15 protein-coding genes are annotated in these 20487 nt (G+C 69.5%); 2 read left to right on the top strand and 13 right to left on the bottom strand.

The window, feature by feature from the left end; all coding sequences use genetic code 11:
• Positions 1–10 precede the first annotated feature (10 nt).
• The 11 genes from ABFO07_RS27125 to ABFO07_RS27175 form a co-directional block, all read right to left on the bottom strand.
• Entirely contained in the window at positions 11–952 is a 942-nt protein-coding gene (locus tag ABFO07_RS27125) for an aldo/keto reductase (RefSeq protein ID WP_430733064.1), read from the bottom strand.
• Complete coding sequence (locus tag ABFO07_RS27130) at positions 940–2358, bottom strand: maltoporin (protein ID WP_347468911.1); 1419 nt, start codon at positions 2356–2358, stop codon at positions 940–942. The genes ABFO07_RS27125 and ABFO07_RS27130 overlap by 13 nt, the downstream gene beginning before the upstream one ends.
• A 135-nt stretch (positions 2359–2493) precedes the next feature.
• Positions 2494–3642, bottom strand: coding sequence for a Gfo/Idh/MocA family protein (locus ABFO07_RS27135; protein WP_347468912.1), 1149 nt, complete (start codon positions 3640–3642; stop codon positions 2494–2496).
• A complete protein-coding gene (locus ABFO07_RS27140; RefSeq protein ID WP_059886369.1) occupies positions 3639–4448 on the bottom strand; it encodes a ThuA domain-containing protein in 810 nt (269 codons plus the stop codon). Before ABFO07_RS27140 ends, ABFO07_RS27135 begins: the two co-directional genes overlap by 4 nt.
• Before the next feature lie 93 nt (positions 4449–4541).
• Positions 4542–5684, bottom strand: a complete 1143-nt coding sequence (locus ABFO07_RS27145; protein ID WP_059922130.1) for an ABC transporter ATP-binding protein — start codon at positions 5682–5684, stop codon at positions 4542–4544.
• Positions 5685–5721: 37 nt separating this feature from the next.
• A complete protein-coding gene (locus ABFO07_RS27150) occupies positions 5722–6552 on the bottom strand; it encodes a carbohydrate ABC transporter permease (RefSeq protein ID WP_059886366.1) in 831 nt (276 codons plus the stop codon).
• Between the two features lies 1 nt (position 6553).
• Complete coding sequence (locus tag ABFO07_RS27155; RefSeq protein ID WP_347468913.1) at positions 6554–7510, bottom strand: carbohydrate ABC transporter permease; 957 nt, start codon at positions 7508–7510, stop codon at positions 6554–6556.
• 69 nt (positions 7511–7579) lie between these two features.
• A complete protein-coding gene (locus tag ABFO07_RS27160; protein ID WP_059886362.1) occupies positions 7580–8857 on the bottom strand; it encodes an ABC transporter substrate-binding protein in 1278 nt (425 codons plus the stop codon).
• Positions 8858–9007: 150 nt separating this feature from the next.
• Positions 9008–11683 (bottom strand): hybrid sensor histidine kinase/response regulator, encoded by a 2676-nt coding sequence (locus ABFO07_RS27165; RefSeq protein ID WP_347468914.1) that lies wholly within the window; start codon positions 11681–11683, stop codon positions 9008–9010.
• 4 nt (positions 11684–11687) lie between these two features.
• Positions 11688–12410 (bottom strand): response regulator, encoded by a 723-nt coding sequence (locus tag ABFO07_RS27170; RefSeq protein ID WP_059886358.1) that lies wholly within the window; start codon positions 12408–12410, stop codon positions 11688–11690.
• 211 nt (positions 12411–12621) lie between these two features.
• The gene (locus ABFO07_RS27175; protein ID WP_347468915.1) at positions 12622–12825 is read right to left on the bottom strand and encodes a hypothetical protein; all 204 of its coding nucleotides are present in this window, start codon (positions 12823–12825) and stop codon (positions 12622–12624) included.
• Positions 12826–13280: 455 nt separating this feature from the next.
• On the opposite strand from ABFO07_RS27175, the gene ABFO07_RS27180 reads away from it, so the two are divergent.
• The gene (locus ABFO07_RS27180) at positions 13281–14144 is read left to right on the top strand and encodes a crotonase/enoyl-CoA hydratase family protein (RefSeq protein WP_059564120.1); all 864 of its coding nucleotides are present in this window, start codon (positions 13281–13283) and stop codon (positions 14142–14144) included.
• A gap of 42 nt (positions 14145–14186) precedes the next feature.
• On the opposite strand, the gene pdeR is transcribed toward ABFO07_RS27180, so the two are convergent.
• A complete protein-coding gene (gene pdeR, locus ABFO07_RS27185) occupies positions 14187–16190 on the bottom strand; it encodes a cyclic di-GMP phosphodiesterase (protein WP_059564121.1) in 2004 nt (667 codons plus the stop codon).
• A gap of 182 nt (positions 16191–16372) precedes the next feature.
• Here pdeR and ABFO07_RS27190 point away from each other — a divergent pair, with 182 nt between their 5' ends.
• Positions 16373–16789 carry a hypothetical protein gene (locus ABFO07_RS27190; protein ID WP_124597044.1) on the top strand — a complete coding sequence of 139 codons (417 nt, stop codon included), beginning with the start codon at positions 16373–16375 and terminating at the stop codon, positions 16787–16789.
• Positions 16790–16819: 30 nt separating this feature from the next.
• Here ABFO07_RS27190 and ABFO07_RS27195 read toward each other — a convergent pair whose 3' ends face one another.
• Entirely contained in the window at positions 16820–20473 is a 3654-nt protein-coding gene (locus ABFO07_RS27195; protein ID WP_347468916.1) for a hydantoinase B/oxoprolinase family protein, read from the bottom strand.
• Positions 20474–20487 lie beyond the last annotated feature (14 nt).

Consider the following 20487-nt stretch of genomic DNA (forward strand, 5'->3'; position numbering starts at 1 on the left):
GTCGTGCCGCTCATGGCACCTCCACGCCCCGCGCCGACTCCAGCAGCGCGAACCAGTGCTCGCGCGCGAGCGTCAGCCGGGTCGCCGCCACCGCCTCGCGCAGCGCCGCGATGCGGCCCGACCCGACGATCGGCAGCGGCCGGCACGGCAGCGCGAGCAGCCACGCGAACAGCACCGTCGTCGCGCACACGCCGAGTGCGCCGCCGATCCGCTCCGCACAGGCGCGCACGCGCGCGGCGGCCGGCGACGCATCGGTCAGCACGCGCCCGCCCGCGAGCGGCGACCACAGCATCGGCGGGCAGCGCCAGCGCTGCGCCTGGTCGAACGTGCCGTCGTCGAGCGGCGCGAGATGCAGCAGCGAGCATTCGACCTGGTTCGTCGCGAGCGCCATCCCGTGCGCGGCCAGCCGGTCCTGCAGCAGCGCCGCCTGCGCCGGCGCAAAGTTCGAGATCCCGAACGATCTCACCTTGCCGTCGCGCCGGAGCGCGGCGAAGGTCGCGGCGACTTCGTCGGCGTCCATCAGCGGATCCGGGCGATGCAGCAGCAGCAGGTCGAGCCGGTCGGTGCGCAACGCGCGCAGCGACTGCTCGACCGACGCGACGACATGCGCGGCCCCCGTGTCGTAGTGCTTGACGCGGTGCTCGGGACGCTGCGCGGACACCGGGCGGATCCCGCACTTGGTGACGAGCTGCATTCGCTCGCGCAGCTGCGGCGCATCGGCGAGCACGTCGCCGAACAGGCTTTCGGCCGCATAGTCGCCATAGATGTCCGCGTGATCGAAGCTCGTCACGCCGAGGTCGAGCGCCGCTTCGACCAGCGCGCGGCGCTCGCCGCGCGACAGCCGCCAGTCGGCGATCCGCCACATCCCGAACACGATCCGCGAGAACGGCATCGCGTCGGCACCCATCGCGATCGTCGTGCAAGGTGCTTGCGTCATGCTCACCACCACCATTCGACCTGCGCGCCGACCGTCGAGCCGCTGCGCGACGTGCCGAACACGCCGGTCGTCGACAGCGGATCGCCGGGCGCCGCCGCATCCTGCGCCGCCTTGTTCCAGCGCGCATACGTATAGAACACCCGGAACTCCGGCCGCGACCAGAACGAGCGGTCCATCGCGAGCGTCAGCGCGACGCTCGCCTTCAAGAGCGTGCGCGTCGGGCCGCCGGACGGCGTCACGCGATCGTGCCCGAGGTCGCCCTGCAGCTTCACGTGGTGCGTGAACGCATACACCGGCCGCACGCCCATCGACACCCAGGTCTGCGAGCCGCCCGACGGCGCGATGTCGCGCTGCCAGATGCCGACCACCTGCCCGCCGAAGTCGCGCGTCGCCTGCCAGTCGAACGCGTCGAGCACGCGCACGCTCTTGTAGCGGGTGTCGTTCGTCAGCGTGCCCGTATAGCCGAGGCCGGTGCCCGGCCCGACGCCGTACTGGAACGCGAGCTTGTTCTTGCCGCCGAGCAGGTTGGTCTGCACGTGCTGCACCGTGACCGACCAGCCGCTGTGCGCGTCCTGCATCACGCCGCCGGCGTTCAGCACCGGCGCGCGTGCCGGGATGTACGACAGCCCGAACTGCAGCTCGCCGCCGGGGTTCGGGCGCACGCCGGACAGTTGCAGGTCGTGGCGCGTCGCGTAGTTCGGCTGGTCGATGTAGTCCTCGCGGAACAGCCCGTAGCTGAGCTTCAGGCCGCCGCCGATCGGCACGTTCTCGATGCCCGCGCCGAGGCCGCTCGGGTTCCAGTAGTAGAAGTCGTTCATGTGGACATCGTTGCGCCGGTAGTAGATGCGCCCGAACCAGATCCGCATGTCGTCGAGCCCCGGAAAATTGGTCAGTTGCACGTACGACTGCGGCAGGCGGATGCGGCCATGATTGCCGTCGAAAGTCGGCGTGCGGTCGAGATCGTTCACGAGGCTCGCCATGCCCACCGCCGACAGTTGCATCCCGTTCGCGAACTTGTAGAGCGTCTGGTCGATCTCCAGTTCGCTGTAGACCTGGCATTCGTTGCCGAGCCGGTACTTGCTCTGCGCGCCCGGCAGCTGGAAGCAGGCCTGCGAGCGGCTGTCGCTCGTGCCGACGCCGGCCCGCAGGTAGCCGTGGAACTGCGTCCACGGCGTCAGCTGGTTCCAGGCCGACGACGGCGTCAGCGTCGCCACGTTGGCGGGGCTCGTGTCGGCCGGCACCACGCCGGTGGCCTGCGCGAGGCCGCCCGGCACGCCGTCCGCGGCGAGGGTCGTCGCAGGGTCCGGCGCGGCATGCAGCGCCGCCGATGCGGCGGCGAGCGACAAGGTCGCGGCGAGCCGCGTGAGCCTGAACGGGGTGCGTGCCGGGCCGCGCGTGCGGCGGCCTGCTTCGTCGATCATGTACGTGTCTCCAAACCGTGTTGTTGCGCCGCGTGCGATGCGCGGCGTCGTCGAATAGGTATGTGTGCTGCGTCGTCCGTGCTGCTGTTGACGGGCCGGCACGGTGGACGCGCCGCGCGCCGGCCCGGCGAAGCGTCAGCCGGCGACGTCGAGATCCAGCACCGGCGGCACATCGGCGGCCGCGGGCCCCGGCGCATGGATGCGGATCGGCTCGCCCGCGGCCGCGCTCGCGTAGATCGCGTCGAGGATCTCCATCACGATCAGCCCTTCCTCACCCGGTGCCGGATGCGGGACGTCGCACAGGATCGCTTCCGCGTAGTCGTACATCGCCGAATGCGCGCCGTCGGCGGGCGGGTTCAGGCGCATGTCGAACTGCGCGCCGTTCTGCTCGATGAAGATGTGCGCGTCGAACGTGTAGCCTTCGTTCAGGTTCTTCTGCAGCAGCCCCGCGCGCGTGCCGAGCAGGCGCGTCTCCATCAGCTCCGCTTCCTGGATGTTGGTCGCCCACGATGCCTCGAGCGCGAGCGTCGCGCCGTTGTCGAAGCGGATCAGCGCGGCCGCCAGATCCTCGACGTCGAACGTCTTGCCCGCGCGCGCCGCGAGTTCGCGCGCGATCGGGTCGTAGGTGCTGCCCATCACCCACACCGGCTTCGGATACCCCATCAGCCACAGCGCGAGGTCGAGGCGGTGCACGCCGAGGTCGATCAGCGGCCCGCCGCCCGCGAGCGCCTTGGTGCCGAACCAGCCGCCGAAGCCCGGCATCCCGCGCCGGCGGTGCCACATCGTGCGGCCGAAGTAGAAATCGCCGAACACGCCGGCATCGACCTGCGCCTTCAACGCCCGCGACTGCGCGCTGAAGCGGTACGAGAAGTTGATCATCAGCCGCTTGCCGGCGCGCTGCGCGGCGATCAGCATGTCGCGCCCCTCGTCCGCGTTCAGCGCCATCGGCTTCTCGCACAGAACGTGGCAGCCGGCGTCGAACGCGGCGAGCGTCAGCTCGCGATGGAACTTGTTCGGCGTGCACACGCTGACGACGTCGAGCTTCTCGGCGGCGAGCATCGCCTCGGCCGTCGCGTAGCGCGCGTCGATGCCGAACGCGTCGCCGACCTTCGCGAGCCGTTTCGCGTCGGGGTCGGCGATCGCGACCACGTCGACGTCCGGATGCTCGCGCCAGCCCTCGATATGCTTGCGGCCGATCCCGAGCCCGATCACGCCCACGCGCAGGCGGCGGCCGCGCGCAATCGCCGCCGCTTCCGGCAGCTCCACCTTGTAGTCGTCGTTCATGCGAGGTCTCCGGCGGTTTGCTGGATGCCGACCTGCGCGAACTGCGTGCTCTTCTCGCTGAGCGTTTCGAGCGGCGCCGTGTTCGGGCAGCGGTCGGCGAGGTTCACGCGCGGCGCGGCCCACTGCACCGCGTTCGCGATCACGCGCTGCACGTTGCGGTCGTGATAGGTCGGATACGCTTCGTGGCCGGGGCGGAAATAGAAGATCCGGCCGTGGCCGCGCTCCCAGCAGCAGCCCGAACGGAACACCTCGCCGCCCTCGAACCACGAGATGAACACGGTGCTGTCCGGCTGCGGGATGTCGAAGCGCTCGCCGTACATCTCCTCGTGCTGCAGCTCGAAGTACTCGCCGAGCCCGGCCGCGATCGGATGCGACGGCTCGACCACCCACAGCCGTTCCTTCTCGGCCGCCTCGCGCCACTTCAGCGAGCAGTTGGTGCCGAGCAGGCGGCGGAAGATCTTCGAGAAGTGGCCGGAATGCAGCACGATCAGGCCCATCCCTTCGAGCACGCGGCGCTGCACACGCTCGACGATCTCGTCGGAGACCTTCGCATGCGCCTTGTGCCCCCACCACACCAGCACGTCGCACGCGGCGAGCCGCGCCTCGCTGAGCCCGTGCTCGGGCTGGTCGAGCGTCGCGGTGCCGATCTCGAGCGGCAGCGCGCCGTGGCCGAGCGCCGGCGTCTCTGCGAGCGCGCTCGCGATCACCTGGTGAATGCCGTCCGGGTAGATCGCGCGCACGCCCGCGTTCTCGCGTTCGTGCTCGAACTCGTTCCAGACGATCACTGAAAGTTTCTTGCTAAGCATGACTATCCTTTTTATAAGAGTGGGCGCCGATTCGACAGCGGCCGCGCGCCGTGGCCGCCTGAAACCTGTGGGCCGCTTCGCCGCTCGCCGCGCTCAGGCGCTCGCGAGCGCCGGGGCGGCTTCGCGCACGATGCGCTCGGCCGCGCGGCCGTCCGGGTGAAACAGATGCAGTGCGGCGGCCGGCAGCTCGACCCGCACGCGCTCGCCGATCCGTGCGCCAGCGGCATCGGTCTTGGCGACGATCGGCTGCGCGCCCAGCGGCGTATCGAGGTACAGATAGGTGTGCTCGCCCATCTGCTCGACGTGCACCACTTCGCCGGTCACGCCGCCCGCGCCGCCGGTGCCGATGCGCACGTGTTCGGGGCGGATGCCGAGCGTCACGGCGGCGCCCGCCTGAAGGCCGTCGCCCGACACGTTCGCCGTCAACCCCTGCTCGCGGGCCCGCGCGCGCACTTCGCCCGCGCCGGCCGACGCGACGGTCGCCGGCAGGAAGTTCATCGCGGGCGACCCGATGAAGCCGGCGACGAACTGGCTGGCGGGGCGGTGATACAGGTCGAGCGGCGTGCCGATCTGCGCGATGCTCGCGACGCCGCCGCGCCCTTCGAGCGGCCGCAGCAGCACGATCTTGTCGGCCAGCGTCATCGCCTCGACCTGGTCGTGCGTCACGTAGATCATGCTGGTGCTGTCGAGGCTGCGGTGCAGCTTCGCGATCTCGACGCGGGTCTTCACGCGCAGCGCGGCATCGAGGTTCGACAGCGGCTCGTCGAACAGAAACACCTTCGGCTTGCGGACGATCGCGCGGCCGATCGCGACGCGCTGCCGCTGGCCGCCGGACAGCGCGCCGGGCTTGCGTTCGAGCAGCTCGCCGAGGCGCAGCGACTCCGACGCGACGCGCACGCGCCGGTCGATCTCGTCCTTCGGCAGGCGCAGGTGGCGCAGGCCGAACGCCATGTTTTCGTAGACGGACATGTGCGGATAGAGCGCATAGCTCTGGAACACCATCGCGATGTCGCGCTTGGCGGGCGCGAGCGTGTTCACGCAGCGGCCGTCGATCCACACGTCGCCCGCGCTCTGCTCCTCGAGGCCCGCGACGATCCGCAGCAGCGTCGACTTGCCGCAGCCCGACGGGCCGATGAACACGCAGAACTCGCCGGGTTCGACCGCGAGATTCACGTCGCTGAGGATGGGGGTCGCACCGAACTGCTTGTGAAGACCGCTCAACCTGATCTGACTCATGCTTTTTCTCCTGATCCTGACGACGGGCGCAACCCGCTCAACCCTTGACCGCGCCAGCCGTGAGGCCGGACACGATATGCCGCTGGAACACCAGCACCAGCAGCACGAGCGGCACGGTGACGATGACCGACGCGGCCATGATGGTTCCCCACGGCAGCTCGTAGCTGCTCGCGCCGGAGATCATCGTGATCGCCACCGGCACGGTGCGCTGCGACGACGAGATCGTGAAGGTGAGCGCGAACAGGAACTCGTTCCATGCCGACACGAACGCGAGCAGCGACGTCGCGGCGAGCGCCGGCCGCAGCAGCGGCAGGAAGATCCGGAAGATCAGCGTGAACACGCCGACGCCGTCGACCAGCGCCGCTTCCTCCAGCTCGCGCGGCAGCTCGCGCATGAAGGTGACGAGGATCCAGATCGTGAACGGCAGCGTGAAGATCAGGTCCGACAGCACGAGCGCGCCGAGGCGGTCGTACAGGCCGAGCGCGCGGACCAGCTCGAACAGGCCCGACAGGATCGCGACCTGCGGAAACATCGACACGCCGAGGATGCACATCATCAGCACCCCGCGCCCGCGAAACGACACGCGGCCGAGCGCATATGCGGCGAGCACCGACACCGCGAGCGACAGCGCCACCGCGCCGCCGGCCACGCACACCGAGTTCAGCAGGTACGCGCCGAACGGCTGGTCGCGGAACAACTGGCGATAGTTGTCGAGCGACGGGCTCGACGGGAACAGCGACGTATCGAACAACGCGTCGCCGTGCTTGATCGACGTGCCGATCATGTAGACGAACGGGAACAGCGCGATCACCAGCACGAGCGCCGACAGCAGCCCGTGGATCGCGATCTCGAACGGATGCTTCTTCATGTCAGGCCTCCCGCATGCGGCGATGGCTGACCGCCATGTAGCCGACCGTGAACAGCACGATCGTGAGGAACAGCAGCATCGCCGCCGCGGACCCGAAGCCCACCTGCTGGAAATCGATCAGCTGTTCGCGCACGTACACCGACATGCTTTTCGTGACCCGGCTGTTCGACGTCATCACGTAGATCAGGTCGAACACGCGCAGCGCGTCGAGCGAACGGAAGATCATCGCGACCAGCACGCCGGGCAGGATCAGCGGCAGCGTCACCGAGCGAAACACGCGCCAGCGCGGCACGCCGTCGACGCGCGCGGCCTCGTAGCAGTCGCGCGGCACCGTCTGCAGCGCGGCGAGCATCAGCAGCGCCATGAACGGCGTGGTCTTCCACACGTCGACGAGCACGATGGTCGGGAACACGAGGTGCGCATCGGCGGTGAACGCGAGCGGCTCGCGGATCGCGCCGATCGCCATCAGCATCGCGTTGACGATGCCGAACTGGTCGTTGAGCATCCAGCTCCAGATCTTCGCCGACACGACCGTCGGGATCGCCCACGGCACCAGCACCGCCGCACGCAGCAGCGTGCGCAGCCGCGACGGCACGTCGAGCAGCAGCGCGACGCCGAGGCCCGCGGCCGTTTCGAGCACGACGGACACGACGGCGAACAGCACCGTGTTGCCGACCGCCTGCCACCACGCCGGGTCGCGCAGCACGCCGGCCGCGCCGAGATAGTTGTCGAGGCCGACGAAATGGCGCTGCGACAGGTCAGCAAGCTGCGCGTCGGTCAGGCTGAACCATGCGGTGCGCATCAGCGGCCAGCCGGCGATCGCCGCCAGCGCGAGCAGCGCCGGCGCGACCAGCAACCACGCCTGGCGGCGGCGAGCCTGCGCGAGGCCTGAGTCGGCCCGCGCGGGCGCCTGCTCAAACGGAGGAGTACTACTGATTTGGATGCTTCCGGTTCTCATGCGAAGTCTCCTGCGGGGGCCGGCGCCGCGAGGCAGCCGGCCGAATCGGTCAAGCGTGGACGTTCGCGCTCAGCGCCAGTTGCCGCCCGGCGCGAGCCGGTTCAGCGACGCGGCGAGCCGCGCGAGCGCGCCCGACGCGGTGTCGCTGCCGGCGAGCACGTCGTGCGCGGCGTTCCAGAACTGGTTGCTGACCTGGTTGTACTTCGCGCCGGTGACCGTCGACGGCCGCGCGACCGCGCTGCTGAAGGTCGGCAGCAGGTCGGCCATGAACGGGTTGGCCTGCAGGATGTCCTTGTCGTGGTAGAGCGCCGGCATGGTCGGATTGAACGACGCCTGCACCGCGCGCATCTTCTGCACCTCGGCACTCGACAGGTACATCACGAGCTCGGCGGCCAGCTTCGGGTTCGGCGAATAGCGCGACACGGCGAGCTGCCAGCCGCCGAGCGCCGCGGCCGGGCGGCCGTCCGCGCCGCCCTTCGGCAGCGGCGCGATGCCCACCTTGCCCTTGATCGGGCTGCCGGTGCGATTGGCGATCGCCCATGCATACGGCCAGTTGCGCATGAACACCGCGTTGCCGGCCTGGAACACGCCGCGCGCCTCTTCCTCGCCGTAGTTCAGCACCGCCTTCGGGCTGATCGTGCCGACCCACTTCGCCGACTGGTCGAGCGCCTTGACCGCGCCCGGGTTGTCGATCGTCACGCGGCCCTTGTCGTCGATCACGGTGCCGCCGTTGTAGCTCGCGACCCATTCGAGCGCGGCGCAGGTCAGCCCTTCGTACGCTCGCCCCTGCCACACGTAGCCCCACATCTTCTCGCTGCCCGCCGCGCGCTCGCCGGCCTGGATCTTGCGCGCGGTCGCGTCGAGCTCGTCCCACGTCGCCGGCACCTTCGCGCGGTACTTGTCGAGCAGGTCCTTGCGGTAGTACAGCAGCCCCGTGTCGATGAACCACGGCATCGCGACGAGCTTGCCGTTCACGGTGTCGTTCGCGACGATGCTCGGGAACGACTGGGCCTCCTGCCCCTTGCTGTACGGCTTCAGGTCGATCAGGTGGTTCGCGAGGATGCCCGGCCAGACCGTGTCGATCTGCATCACGTCGATCTTGTCCGAGCCGCTGCCGAGCAGTTGCTGGTACAGCGCGAGCGTCTCGCTCGAGTTGTTGGGCATGCTGATGAACTCGACCTCGTTGCCGGTCTTCTCGGCCCAGCGCTTCGCCGAGACCTGGCAAATGTCCTGGTCGACGCCGGCCGCGCCGCACGCGATCCGCAGCGTCGCCGCGCCGGCCGTGCCGGCCATCGTCGCCATCGCGGCGAGCGTCATCGTCAGCAATCCAGCCTTGAGCTTCGTCATCGGGTGTGTCTCCAGTATCGTTCGAATCGTGCGACCCGGTGCCGCGCTCGCGCCGCCGGGTGCCGTGGGTGTATGAGACTCCAGTCCCGTTAATCGAAAATTTCGGAAACGCGGCCCGCCATTAACAATCGAAACAATCGGCCGCGCGGCTCAGGCGAGCAGCGCGGCGAGCGCCGCGAGGTCGAACGGCTTCGGCACGAACGGCAGGTCCGCGCGCCAGTCGGGGTGGGCCTGGTGGATTTCGGGCGGCAGGCCCGAGGTCAGCGCGACGCGCTGCGCGGGCCAGCGCTCGGCGAGCCGCGCGGCGAACGCGATGCCGCTGCCGCCCGCGCCGAGCGAGATGTCCGACAGCACGAGCGTGACGGGGCCGTGCTCGGCGAGCCAGCCGAGCGCGGCATCGCCGGTCGCGACCGCGTCGGCCTGCGCGCCGAGCGCCGCGAACTGGCTGAGCGCCGTGTCGCGCACCTCGGGGTCGTCGTCGACCACCAGCACGCGCGCGCCGCCGGCCCGCGCGGCGACGGGCGCGACGGGCGCGGCGGGCGCGGCGGGCGCGGCGGGCGCGGCGGGCGCAACGAGCACGGCGGGCGCGACAGGCGCGGCGAGCGCCGCCGCATCGCGCCGCTCGGGCGCAGCGCTTTCCGGCAGCCACAGCTCGACCCGCGTGCCGCGGCCGACCTCGCTGTGGATCCGCAGGTCACCGCCGCTCTGGCGCACGAAGCCGTACACGCTGCTGAGGCCGAGCCCGCTGCCCTCGCCCGCCGCCTTGGTCGTGAAGAACGGCTCGATCACCTTGTCGAGCAGGACCGGCGCGATCCCGCAGCCGGTATCGGTCACGCTCAGCACGACCGCGCCCGCGGCGGCCGCGCCTTCGCCCGCCATCGGCTCGCGGCGCGCGGCCAGCGTCAGCGTGCCGCCTTCCGGCATCGCGGCGGCGCTGTTGAGCGCGAGGTTCAGCACCGCATTCTCGAGCTGGCCGCGGTCGACGTTCACCCACAGCGGCTCGGCGGCCGGCTCCAGCACGACGTTCACGCGCTGGCCCGCCGAGTATTCGACGAGATCGAGCATCTCCGCGAGCATCGCCCGCACCGACATCCGCTCGGCCTGCAACGGCTGGCGGCGCGCGAACGCGAGCAGCCGCCGCGTGAGGCGCGACGCGCGCTCGGCCGCGCGGCGCGCCCGCTCGGCCATCGTCTGCGCGTCCCGCTGCCCGTCCAGGCGCGGCAGCAGCAGCTCCAGGTTGCCGAGGATCGCGACCAGGAAGTTGTTGAAATCGTGCGCGACGCCGCCCGTCAGCTGGCCGAGCACGTCCATCTTCTGCGCCTGGCGCAGTTCCGCCTCGACCGCGCGCCGGCTCGTCAGGTCGCGGCACACCGCGACCCAGCCGCCGTCCGGCAGCGGCTGGCAGTGAAATTCGAGGATTCGCTGGTCGCGCAGGTGCAGTTCGGCCGACGCGGCGATGCGTGCGCCGTCCGACGTGCGGGTCGCGGTGTCGCGCGACACCTCGCGCCAGCGCGCGGGCGGCGCGATCGCGCGCCGCAGCGCCGCGAGCGGCAGGCCCGCCCGCAACGCGTCGGCGTCGATCCCGAGCAGCGTCGCGAAGGTCGGATTCCACGCGATCAGGCTGCCGTGCGCGTCGTGCACCGACACGCCGTCGTTCATCGAGTTCAGCACCGACTCCTGCAGGCGGCGCTGCGCCTCGAGCCCGTGGGTCAGCCGCTCCTTCTCGATCAGGTTGGTGCGGAACACCTCGAACGCGCGCGCCAGTTCGCCGATCTCGTCGGGCCGGTGCGTCGACGGCATCCGGTCCGACGTGATGCCCTTCGCGAGGCGCGCCATCACGCGCGTCATCGCCTGCAGCTTCTGCAGGATGCGGCTCGCGTACGCGACGCCGAGCAGCGCGACCGCGACGCCCGCGATCGCCAGCAACAGCAGCCCCGACTGGCTTGACACCGCGACCTTGCGCACCTTGTCGCTGCGCTCGCTCGCGATCTGCCGCAGGCGCTCGACGTAGCGCGCCGACTTGCCGCTCAGGTGGTCCGCATGGCCGCGCAGCAGCGTGACGAGGTAGCCCGTCTGCGCTTCGCTCGCGAGAAACTCGCGGCGCACCGCGAACACGCTGCGCGTGCCGCCGTCGAGCTGCTGCAGCGCGTCGGCGAGCGCCGGCTGGCGACGATCCTCGCCGCGTTCGCGCACGCGCAGCCACAGCGCCTCGTTGTCGCTTTCGGCGCTGCCGAGCTCCGCCGCGTTCGCGGCCTGCAACGCGCCGGCGGTGCGCGCCCAGATCTCGAGCAGCGTCGGCGCGCGCTGCGCGATCAGGCTCTTGTCGCGCGCGATGCGCTCGCCGATGCGGTCGTTCGCGATGCGCAGCTCGCCCAGCTCCTCCTTGAGCTGCCGCTGCCGGCCCGACACGATCAGCAGCCGCGCGAGATCCTGGTCGATCGCGTCGAGATCGTCGACCACCGCGAGCCGCTCGCCGGCCTTCGCGGCCGGGCCCGGCTGCCGGCCGAAGCCCGGCGACAGCCGCCGGATGTCGCCGAGCAGGCCGCGCAGCAGCTCGGTGTCGTTGTGCAGCAGGTCCGGCGAATCGGTCAGCATCATGCTCGGCGCAACCGCCGCGAGCTGCGCGACCTTGTCCGACAGCTCCAGCGCGCGGGCGATCTCGGGCACCACGTTCGCCTCGTACTCGTCGAGCGCGTTCTGGTTCGCGCGCATGCCGAGCACGCCGACCACGACGACCGCGAGCGTGATCCCGAACAGCAGCAGGAACGTCGCGATCAGCTTCGCGCGGACACTCCACGGCGGCAACAGCCGGAACGGGGCGCGCATCGCGTCACACGCGCACGACGGGCACCGCGAACACGTAGCCGACGCCGCGCTGCGTGCGGATGTAGGTCGGCTGCTCGGGGTTCGGTTCGATCTTGCGGCGCAGCCGCAGGATCAGCACGTCGATCGTGCGGTCGTAGACGTCGATGCCGAAGCCGCGCGTGTGTTCGAGCAGCTGGTCGCGCGACCACACGCGCGACGGCTGCTGCACCATCGCGGCGAGCAGCTCGAACTCGCCCTGCGTGAGCGCGCACGCGCCGGCCGCGCCCGTCAGCGTGCGCGCGGCGAGGTCCATCGTCCAGCCGTCGAAGCAGAAGCGCGGGCCGCCGCCGTTCGCGGCGGGGCGCGGCATCGACAGCTCGGTCGTGCGCCGCAGCTGCGCGCGCACCCGCGCGATCAGCTCGCGCCCGGAGAACGGCTTGGTGACGAAATCGTCGGCCGCCGTTTCGAGGCCGAGCACGCGGTCCGTCTCGTCGCCGAGGCCGCTGATCATGATGATCGACACGTCCGAGCGCCGCCGCAGCTCGCGCGCGACCGTCATGCCGTCTTCCCCGCGCAGCTTCAGGTCGAGGATGACGAGCGCGTGCGGCGCGGCCGCCAGCTTCTGCTGCATCTGCGCGGCGCTGTCGACCGCCGACACCTCGAACCCGGCTTCTTCCAGCACGCCCTTCAGCCAGGCGCGCACCTCCGGATCGTCGTCCAGTACCAGGATCCGATGTTTTTCTGACATGCGTGTTCTCCTCCATGCCGGTCGCGCGCGCCGATGGGTCGACGTTCCACCCGGCCGCCCGGTGCGGGCCGGCACATCCGTCGGTATGAGGCGGGGCCGCCGCCGATCGCGCGCCCCCCGCCGGAAGCGAATGTTGGCCGATACCGGGCGAACCTGGCAAGGTCCGGCGCCGGCAGGCCGCGGCCGGAACACGGGCGCGGGGCGTCCAACGTCACGAAATCGCGGCGGAAATGCGTCGCGATCGGTGAATACCCTGCCCCGGGATCGACGGCCGGCCGCGCGCGCGATCGCATCCGGCCGCCCCGCGCGGCGCGGTATCGGGACGATGCGCATCACGTCGCATCGACAAAACCGATCCCGGTGCGGCAATCGACATCGAATGCGCGATCGCCGCGCGATTCGCATCGGCATTCAATCACGGCCGATTCGAATTCCGTGGTAAAGCCGCGCGCAGCATGTCGCCGCGAACGGCGCGCTCAAAAAAATTCTCGAGCGAAATCCCCGCATCGCCGCCCGGCATGCCGCCCCGCTCGACCGTGTCGGCCAGCGCCCTCACTGCCAAAACGATTCAACAGACGAAATGCTTGCACATTGCCGATTCGCGCCCGGCCACCAAAAATCCATGAAAAACCGCTCGCCGGCATTGCGTCGCATTCGCGCGCGCATTCGCCGGCGCGCGGCGGAAATGCGGTTCCGGCGTCATCGAAAACCCCGCCCCAAACCCGGTCGATCGTGCGTATCCGCCGATTTCGTGCGCGCAACAATGGTATTGCCGCGCGACAGGGAGCCATGCGGCCGTCTTGCCATTCGCATGGATCGCGTACGCGGCGGTTTCACAACGCCAATCACTTTCCAACCGAGGACACATCCATGCAACTCCAATCACACCCTGCATGCCGGCCGTTCCACGAAGCCGGCGAATTGACGCAACTGATGGCCTACTACGAAGAAGGCCGCAATGTCATGTGGATGATGCTTCGCTCCGAACCGCGACCCTGCTTCAACCAGCAGCTCGTGACCGACATCATTCACCTCGCGCGCGTCGCGCGCGAGACCGGGCTGCCGTTCGACTTCTGGGTCACGGGCTCGCTCGTGCCCGAGCTGTTCAACGTCGGGGGCGACCTGAGCTTCTTCGTCGACGCGATCCGCAGCGGCAGGCGCGACCTGCTGATGGCCTATGCACGCTCCTGCATCGACGGCGTGTGCGAGATCTACTCGGGCTTCGGCACCGGCGCGGTGTCGATCGCGATGGTCGAGGGCAGCGCGCTCGGCGGCGGACTCGAGGCCGCGCTCGCGCATCACTACGTGCTCGCGCAGAAGGGCGTGAAGCTCGGCTTCCCCGAGGTCGCGTTCAACCTGTTCCCGGGCATGGGCGGCTATTCGTTCGTCACGCGCAAGGCCGACCGCCGCGTCGCGGAAGACCTGATCACGAACGGCGAGCCGCACGTCGCCGAGTGGTACGCGGATCACGGGCTGGTCGACCAGACCTTCGATGCGGGCGACGCGTATCTCGCGACGCGCACCTTCATCGACGTGCTGCGGCCGAAGCTGAACGGCGTGCGCGCGATGCTGCGCGCGCGTCAGCGCGTGTTTCCGTTGTCGCGCTCGGAGCTGATGGACATCACGGAGGACTGGGTGCGCGCGGCGTTCACGATCGAGCCGAAGGATCTCGCGTACATGGAACGCCTGGTGATGCTGCAGAACCGGCGCGTGTCGAAGCTGCGCCCGGTGTAATGCCGGCCGTCGATGCCTGACGGCACGGCCTTGCGGGAAAGTTCAGGCGATGAGCCTGAACTTTCTCTTTTCGGTGAGCCACTGCTCGAACGCCTGCGCGGCCATCGGCCGCGCGAAGTAATAGCCCTGCGACTGGTCGACGTCGATCTGCTTGAGGAAATCCGCTTCGCCGCGCGTCTCGACGCCTTCGGCCACCACCGAGAAGTTCAGCGCATGCGCGAGCGACACCACCGAGCGCACCAGCGCCTGCGAGCGCAGGTTGCGGTCGATGCCGGTGATGAAGCTGCGGTCGAGCTTGATCGCATCGAGCGGCAGGCGCGACAGCTGCGACAGCGACGAATAGCCGGTGCCGAAATCGTCGAGGTGGATCTCCGCGCCGAGCAGGCGGAACTGCTTCATCAGCGCGAGCGCCGCGTCTTCGTCCTCGATGAAGCAGCTCTCGGTCAGCTCGATGTCGAGCAGCCCCTGCGCGAGGCCCGTCTCGTCGAGGATCGACGCGAACTGATGCACGATGTTCAGGTCCTGCAGCTGCCGCGCGGACACGTTGATCGCGATGCGCGTCTCGATCCCCTTGGCCTTCCAGTCGGCGGCCTGCGCGGCCGCGGTGCGCATCACCCAGCGCCCGAGCGGCGCGATCAGCCCCGATTCCTCGGCGAACTGGATGAACTCCATCGGCGCGACGAGCCCGCGGTCGGGCGACTGCCAGCGGATCAGCGCCTCGACGCAGCGCACGTCGCCCGACGCGAGATCGACGACCGGCTGGTAATGCAGCACGAACTGGTCCTCTTCCAGCGCCTTGCGCAGGTTCGTGTCGAGCCACATGTACTTCGCGACCTTCTGGTTCATCTCCAGCGAGAACACGCGATACGTGTGCTTGCCGGCCTCCTTCGCGACGTACATCGCGGTGTCGGCGCTGCGGATCAGCGTTTCGAGCGTGTCGCCGTGCTGCGGATACATCGCGATGCCGATCGAGCAGCTCGTGTACACCTCCATCAGCCCGAGATGGATCGGCGTGCGCAGCCGCTCGAGGATCACCTGCGCGGTGGCCTCCAGCAACGGGCGCGTGCCGTGCGAGAACAGCACGAGGAATTCGTCTCCGCCGAGCCGCGCGAGCGTTGCACCATCCGGCAGGCAGCCGTTGATGATCCCCGACACGTCCTTCAGCAGCCGGTCGCCGGTGATGTGCCCGTAGTGATCGTTGACGCGCTTGAAGTTGTCGAGATCGAGAAACAGGATGCCGACCTGGCGCAGCGAGTTGTCGATGTCGGTCGCCAGCAGCGCCTTGATCTGCTCGCTGATCGCGTGGCGGTTCGGCAGGCCGGTGAGCACGTCGGTGTTCGCGAGCTCGATGAGCCGCTGCTGGGCCTTGCGCTCCTCGGTAATGTCGATGCCCGAGCAGATCAGGAACTGCTCGTCCACGCCGCTGCCGCTCTGCACGAACTTGTTGCGGAACTCGAACAGGCGCGGGCCGTTGATGGTGTTGATGTAGCGCTCGACCGAGAACGGCTTGTTGCTCGAGAAGAAGCCCGTGATGTTGGTGCGCGATTGCGCGCCCTGGTCGGGGCTCATGAACAGCTCGAACGCGCTGCGGCCGATCACGTCGACTTCCCGCTTGCCGGTGACTTCCTCGCACAGGCGGTTGAAGCGCTGCACCATGCCGTTGCGGTCGAGGATCACGACGAGCGAATTGACTTCGGAGACGACCTGCTCCGCGAACGCGAGGCCGTGCGCGAGATCGCCGGCGACGGATTCAGTGTCCGAATACGCGCATGCGGTGCCGGCCCACTCGGTCGTGGTGAGCTTCTTGCCGACGAGGTGCAGGCTGACCGGGTCGCCGAACAGCTTGATGTCGAACACGAGGTGGGAAGTCACGCCGGTCAGCGCGCGAATGCGCGCGGCCTGCTCGGTGGTGAGCGCCACGCTGATGTTGGTCAGGCCGCGCTCCGCGGCCAGCTCGAGCGCATTGCTGTCGTTGCCCAGGCGCCAGCACGGGCTGCGCGTGCCGAAGTGCGCCTCGAGTACCGCGCTTTCGTTTTCGTCATCCATGGACGAGCCCCGACCAAAAAAACGCTTAGTGTAGACGAGGCGCCTGTGCTCGACCGCGTGCCCGGCCCCCGCCCCGTTTTTTGCTCCAGACAATTGCAATCCGGCGTTTGCCGATGACGCGCGGATTAATACCGAACGAATATTGGGTTCATCTTATCAAATGACGGACGAGATTTGCACGCATGATTTCCATGAGGAATCGTGCAATCTCACCGCAGTGCAATATGGGCTGTATTGCCGGTGAAAACCCTGAAAAAATGCGCGTCCGAACGTACGGAATCGCACCAATGGCGTGCGCTGTTCGCCCGTTGCGCACCGCGCCGAAGCGGCACGCGGCGCAGGGTCGGATCATTGCGGCGATGCGTCATGCCCGCGAAATGCATTTCATTTTCGACGAATCGAATTCGCGCGAATTTTATTCAGGAATGTTTCGCAAATCTCCCGATCGCTCTCGCGCGCGATGCGATCCGGCGCATTTTCGTCATACGTATTTACTCGCTGTGAAACCGGTGCATCGCCTGCACTGCAAAACGTGCCGGACCGCCAGCCGAATGAATCATCTGCTTCATTCAAACCTGCGATCCGGCACGTTTTCGTGACGCATAACGCGTAACGCGCGATGCGCCCGCTCAGGCGCCCGGCGCGCCGTACCCGCCGCCGCCCGGCGTCTCGACGACGAACACGTCGCCGGGCGCCATCTGCGCGCGGCCGATGTGGTCCAGCGCGACGACGGTGCCGTCCGCGCGCTCGATCGTGTTGCGGCCCAGCGCGCCCGCGGCGCCGCCCGCCGCGCCGAACGGCGCGTGGATCCGGTTGTTCGACAGGATCGACGCGGTCATCGGCTCGAGGAAGCGGATCCGGCGGATCGCGCCGTTGCCGCCCGGCCAGCGCCCGCCGCCGCCCGAGCCAGCGCGGATGCGGTGCGAGTCGAGCCGCACCGGGTAGCGCCATTCGAGCACTTCGGGGTCGGTCAGCCGCGAGTTCGTCATGTGCGTCTGCACCGCGTCGCTGCCCGCGAACCCGTTTCCGGCGCCGCTGCCGCCCGCGATCGTCTCGTAGTACTGATACCGTGCGTTGCCGAACGTGAAATTGTTCATCGTGCCCTGGCTCGACGCGACCCGCCCGAGCGCGCCGTACAGCGCGTTGGTGATCGCCGACGACGTCTCGACGTTGCCCGACACCACCGCCGCCGGATACGCGGGGTTCAGCATCGAGCGTTCCGGCACGATCACCGTCAGCGGCTTCAGGCAGCCCGCGTTCAGCGGGATGTCGTCGCCGACGAGCGTGCGGAACACGTACAGCACCGCCGCCATGCACACGGCCTTCGGCGCGTTGAAGTTGTTGTCGAGCTGTGCGGAGGTGCCCGAGAAATCGATCGTCGCGCGCCGCGCCGCGCGATCGACGCGGATCGCCACGCGGATCTCCGCGCCGTTGTCGAGCGCATAGCGGTAGTCGCCGTCCTGCAGCGCGCCGATCACGCGCCGCACGGCCTCCTCCGCGTTGTCCTGCACGTGCCGCATGAACGCGAGCACCACGTCGCGGCCGAACTGCGCGACCATCCGGCGCAGCTCGTCGACGCCCTTCTGGTTCGCGGCGACCTGCGCACGCAGGTCGGCCATGTTCTGCTCGACGTTGCGCGCCGGATAGCGGCCCGACGCGAGCAGCGCGCGGGTTTCCGCGTCGCGCAGCGTGCCGGCCGACACGAGCTGCCAGTTGTCGATCAGCACGCCCTCCTCGTCGATGTGCGTCGAATCGGGCGGCATCGAGCCCGGCGTCGTGCCGCCGATGTCCGCATGGTGGCCGCGCGAGCCGACGTAGAACAGCGGCTCGTCGGCGCCGTCGGCGAACACCGGCGTGATCACCGTTACGTCCGGCAGGTGCGTGCCGCCGTGGTACGGATCGTTGAGCATGTAGACGTCGCCGTCGCGCATCTGCCCGCGATTGCGTTCGATCACCGTGCGGATGCTCTCGCCCATCGAGCCGAGGTGCACGGGCATGTGCGGCGCGTTCGCGATCAGGTTGCCGTCGCCGTCGAAGATCGCGCACGAAAAATCGAGCCGCTCCTTGATGTTCACCGAGTACGCGGTGTTCTGCAGCCGCAGCCCCATCTGCTCGGCGATCGACATGAACAGGTTGTTGAAGATCTCGAGCCGCACCGGGTCCGCGTCGGTGCCGAGCGAGCGCCGCGTCGGCAGCGGCGTCGCGCGCGCCATCACGAGGTTGCCCTGCGCGGTCATCCGCGCGCGCCAGCCGGGTTCGACCACGGTCGTGCCGTTCTTTTCCGCGACGATCGCGGGGCCGTCGATCACGTCGCCGGCCAGCAGCGCGTCGCGCACGTAGAGCGCCGCATCGTGCCACGCGCCGCCGGAATAGAAGCGCACCGCGGCATCCGCGCGCGGCGCGGCGGTGCCGGTGTCGTCACGCTCGCGCGCCGCGAGCGGCGCGATCTCGACCGGCGCGTCCGACCGGCCGATCGCCTCGACGGACGCAAGCTCCACGACGAGCGGCGTGCCCGGCATCAGGAACGCATAGCGCTGCCGATACGCGGCCTCGAACGCCTGCTGCATCGCGGCGACGCTGCCGGCCGGCACCGCGAGCGCGGAATCGGTGCCCTGGTAGCGCAGGTGCACGCGGCGCTCGGTCGCGATCCGCGCGGCCGGCACGCCCTGTTCGAGCAACGCGCCCGCCGCTTCACCGGCGAGCGCGTCGAGCGTCGCGTCCAGCGCGGCGAGCGATGCATCGGACAGCACCGCCTCGACCGCGCGCTCGCGCATCGCGGTCTGGTCGGCGAGCCCCATCCCGTACGCGGACAGCACGCCGGCGAGCGGATGCGCGAACACCTGCGTCATGCCGAGCGCGTCGGCCACCCCGCACGCATGCTGGCCGCCCGCGCCGCCGAACGTCGTCAGCACGTAGCGCGACACGTCGTGCCCGCGCTGCACCGAGATCTTCTTGATCGCGTTCGCCATGCTGCCGATCGCGATCTCGAGGAAGCCTTCGGCAAGCGCCTCCGGCGTTTCGCGCCGCCCGGTCGCCGCGAACACCTCGTCGGCGAGCGCCGCGAACTTCGCGACCACGCCGTCGCGATCGAGCGGCTCGTCCGCATGCGGGCCGAACACGCGCGGGAAATGGTCGGGCTGGATCTTGCCGAGCATCACGTTGCAGTCGGTCACCGTCAGCGGCCCGCCGCGCCGGTACGCGGCCGGCCCCGGGTTCGCGCCCGCCGATTCGGGGCCGACGCGCAGCCGCGCGCCGTCGAAGCCCAGCACCGAGCCGCCGCCCGCCGCGACCGTGTGGATGCTCATCATCGGCGCGCGCATCCGCACGCCGGCCACCTGCGTCTCGAACACGCGCTCGAACTCGCCGTTGTAGTGCGACACGTCGGTCGACGTGCCGCCCATGTCGAAGCCGATCACGTGGTCGAAGCCCGCCACGCGCGCGGCACGCACCATCCCGACGATGCCGCCGGCCGGCCCCGACAGGATCGCGTCCTTGCCCTGGAACGTGTCGGCGCGGGTCAGGCCGCCGCTGCTCTGCATGAACTGCAGGTTCACGCCCGGCATCTCGCCCGCGACCTGCTCGACATAGCGGCGCAGGATCGGCGACAGGTACGCGTCGACGACGGTCGTGTCGCCGCGCGACACCATCTTCATCAACGGCGACACCTCGTGCGACACCGACACCTGCGTGAAGCCGATGCGGCGCGCGAGTGCGGCGAGCGCGCGCTCGTGCGCGGTGTGGCGGTAGCCGTGGATCAGCACGATCGCCAGCGCGCGGATGCCCGTGTCGAACACCCGGCGCAGCGCCGTTTCCGCCGATGCGGGATCGAGCGGCTCGACCACGTCGCCGTGCGCGCCCATGCGCTCGTCGATCTCGACGACCGTCTCGTACAGCGCGTCGGGCAGCACGATGTCGAGATCGAACAGGCGCGGCCGGTTCTGGTACGCGATGCGCAGCACGTCGCGAAAGCCGCGCGTGGTCGCGAGCGCGGTGCGCTCGCCCTTGCGCTCGAGCAGCGCGTTGGTGGCGACCGTCGTGCCCATCTTCACCATCTCGACGCGCTCGGGCGTGATCGGCTCGCCGGCCGCGAGGCCGAGCAGGTGGCGGATGCCGGCAACCGCCGCGTCGCGATACTGCTCGGGGTTCTCGGACAGCAGCTTGTGCGTGGTGAGCGAGCCGTCGGGCCGGCGCGCGACGATGTCGGTGAAGGTGCCGCCGCGGTCGATCCAGAATTGCCAGCGTTGCGCGTCGGACGGAATGGAAGGGCTGTGTCGGGTAGTCATGGCGATGGAATCAC

The sequence above is a fragment of the Burkholderia stagnalis genome (genome assembly GCF_039848545.1).
Lineage (GTDB): Bacteria > Pseudomonadota > Gammaproteobacteria > Burkholderiales > Burkholderiaceae > Burkholderia > Burkholderia stagnalis.

Coding starts and splice junctions, on each gene's coding strand:
- ABFO07_RS27160 (WP_059886362.1), bottom strand. CDS start 8,857: ATGACGAAGCTCAAGGCTGGATTGCTGACGATGACGCTCGCCGCGATG.
- ABFO07_RS27150 (WP_059886366.1), bottom strand. CDS start 6,552: ATGAAGAAGCATCCGTTCGAGATCGCGATCCACGGGCTGCTGTCGGCG.
- ABFO07_RS27130 (WP_347468911.1), bottom strand. CDS start 2,358: ATGATCGACGAAGCAGGCCGCCGCACGCGCGGCCCGGCACGCACCCCG.
- ABFO07_RS27165 (WP_347468914.1), bottom strand. CDS start 11,683: ATGCGCGCCCCGTTCCGGCTGTTGCCGCCGTGGAGTGTCCGCGCGAAG.
- ABFO07_RS27190 (WP_124597044.1), top strand. CDS start 16,373: ATGATTTCCATGAGGAATCGTGCAATCTCACCGCAGTGCAATATGGGC.
- ABFO07_RS27140 (WP_059886369.1), bottom strand. CDS start 4,448: ATGCTTAGCAAGAAACTTTCAGTGATCGTCTGGAACGAGTTCGAGCAC.
- ABFO07_RS27155 (WP_347468913.1), bottom strand. CDS start 7,510: ATGAGAACCGGAAGCATCCAAATCAGTAGTACTCCTCCGTTTGAGCAG.
- ABFO07_RS27195 (WP_347468916.1), bottom strand. CDS start 20,473: ATGACTACCCGACACAGCCCTTCCATTCCGTCCGACGCGCAACGCTGG.
- ABFO07_RS27180 (WP_059564120.1), top strand. CDS start 13,281: ATGCAACTCCAATCACACCCTGCATGCCGGCCGTTCCACGAAGCCGGC.
- ABFO07_RS27170 (WP_059886358.1), bottom strand. CDS start 12,410: ATGTCAGAAAAACATCGGATCCTGGTACTGGACGACGATCCGGAGGTG.
- ABFO07_RS27145 (WP_059922130.1), bottom strand. CDS start 5,684: ATGAGTCAGATCAGGTTGAGCGGTCTTCACAAGCAGTTCGGTGCGACC.
- ABFO07_RS27135 (WP_347468912.1), bottom strand. CDS start 3,642: ATGAACGACGACTACAAGGTGGAGCTGCCGGAAGCGGCGGCGATTGCG.
- pdeR (WP_059564121.1), bottom strand. CDS start 16,190: ATGGATGACGAAAACGAAAGCGCGGTACTCGAGGCGCACTTCGGCACG.
- ABFO07_RS27125 (WP_430733064.1), bottom strand. CDS start 952: ATGGTGGTGGTGAGCATGACGCAAGCACCTTGCACGACGATCGCGATG.